Below are 1,939 nucleotides of genomic sequence, written 5' to 3' on the forward strand. Positions count from 1 at the left end.
GGCTCGGTCGGCGACGCCTACGACAACGCCCTGATGGAGAGCACGATCGGGCTGTTCAAGACCGAGCTGATCAAGCCCCGACGGCCATGGAAGACGCTGTCCGACGTCGAGCTCGCCACCGCCGAGTACGTCGACTGGTACAACCACCGACGACTTCACGGTGAGATAGGCCACGTCCCACCCGTCGAATACGAGAACAACCACTACCGAGCACCCGCGAAACCCCAGGTCACAACCAACATCTGAGATCTCTACCGAACCCGGAACGGTTCACACCGACGGAACAATCTCCAGCCGGGCCGGCCGCCCGCCGACAAACCACGCCCCGGACACGGAACCCGACGGAAGCAGAAGAAGCAGGAGCCCGCAGCTCTCCCCAGCAACACGCGGGACGGCAGGCGGACACGCCCAGCGCACCAACCCCCGACCCGGAAACCCGAACCACCAACCAACCCCGCAGGTTGCCGGAAGCAGCCATGTCGGCCGAACGCACGCTCACTCATCCCCGTAGGACCACCCCCGCCGGGACGGGGAACAGCCGAGGGAACAGAAGGCGCCACTCGTTCAGAGGTGGCTACCCCAGGAAACGTCCCCACGCAGTCGGGGAGCAGACGCCTGCCTCTCGGACTATCCCCCGCGGGCGGACTCACTTCGAAGTCAAAGGATGGTGGCGGAGGTCGGTGGTAAACGGGAGCCAGGGGCGCGCGCGGCTCACCGCGCGGTTGATGGCCGCGGCATCGTTGCTCCGCTTCCTACGCCCCGGCCTACGCGACACCGTGGCCGCACAGGCTCGAAGCCCTTGACCGCACGGTCTTGGGCCTTGAGGCGAGTGGCTCCGTGGCAACCGGCCACGGAGCCTCCGCGAAAAACCGTTGGCGGACCACTGCGACCACTGCTACTTTTCCGGAGGCCGTGCGCGAGAACGAGGAGGTGGTACCCGTGAACACAGTATCGACATGGGTGCTCTCCTCCGGGGTCACGGTCGGGCGATAGGTCGTCCGGGAGCGCCGTTCAATGGCACTCCCGAAAGGCACGACCATGCAATTCACCTCCGAGCAACGCCATGACGACGGCATCCTCGAACGCGAATTCACCCTCGGCGAGATCCCCGGCATCCTGTGGACGCCAGCACCTGCGTCCGCACCGGCGCCGCTGATCCTGCTCAGCCCCCCTCCCCTCGGGCTGCGCAAGACGTACCCCCGACTGCTGGCCCGAGCCCGACACTCCGCAGCGGACGGCTTCGCCACGGCCACCATCGAGCTTCCCGGAAGCGGCGACCGGCCCCGTTGGCCCGCCGCCGAGCAGGCCCTCGCCGACCTGCGCCGGGCGCTGGAGGCCGGCGAGCCAGTCAGCGACGAGATCATCGATGCTCTCATCCTTCCCCTGGTCGACAAGTCGGTCCCGGAATGGCAGGCCGCCCTGGACGCCCTCCTGTCGCTGCCCGAGATCGGCGGCCCGGTCGGGTACTCGGGGGGCGTGATCTCCATCGGTACCCGGCTGGCGGTGGTCGAGCCGCGTATCTCGGCCGCCGTTCTGTTCGCCGGGAGTTTCGTCCCCCGGGCCATGTTCGAGGAGGCCCGCCAGGTCACCATTCCGCTGTACGTCCTGCTGCAGTGGGACGACGAAGGGAACGACCGACAGGCGGCCCTGGACCTGTTCGATGCCTTCGGCTCCAAGGAGAAGACCCTGCACGCCAATATGGGCGGGCACACCGGCGTTCCTCAGCACGCGGGGGACGCCGCGGCCAAGTTCTTCACCCGGCATCTGAGCTAGCCTCCGACCACCCCGGCCGGCCAGGACCAGCCATCGACGGTACCGGCCGGGGCAACACGGGGGTGTGGATGCCTAGACGAGTCATTCCGAATGTTGACGATGCGTTCGGGAACGCAGACAGGGCGTCCAAGATCGTTGTGTGACGAACAACCTAGACGCCCTGCTG

The 1,939-nt window shown here is 67.3% G+C and carries 2 protein-coding genes; both read left to right on the forward strand.

Annotated elements, in window-relative coordinates:
- The coding region (locus tag ACWFR1_RS40230; protein ID WP_453561044.1) for an integrase core domain-containing protein at positions 1-246 on the forward strand (246 nt) is incomplete at its 5' end.
- A gap of 792 nt (positions 247-1,038) precedes the next feature.
- Complete coding sequence (locus ACWFR1_RS40235; RefSeq protein ID WP_453561047.1) at positions 1,039-1,773, forward strand: alpha/beta hydrolase; 735 nt, start codon at positions 1,039-1,041, stop codon at positions 1,771-1,773.
- The last annotated feature ends 166 nt before the right edge of the window (positions 1,774-1,939 follow it).

The sequence above is a fragment of the Streptomyces sp. NPDC055103 genome (assembly GCF_053607625.1).

Coding starts and splice junctions, on each gene's coding strand:
- ACWFR1_RS40235 (WP_453561047.1), top strand. CDS start 1,039: ATGCAATTCACCTCCGAGCAACGCCATGACGACGGCATCCTCGAACGC.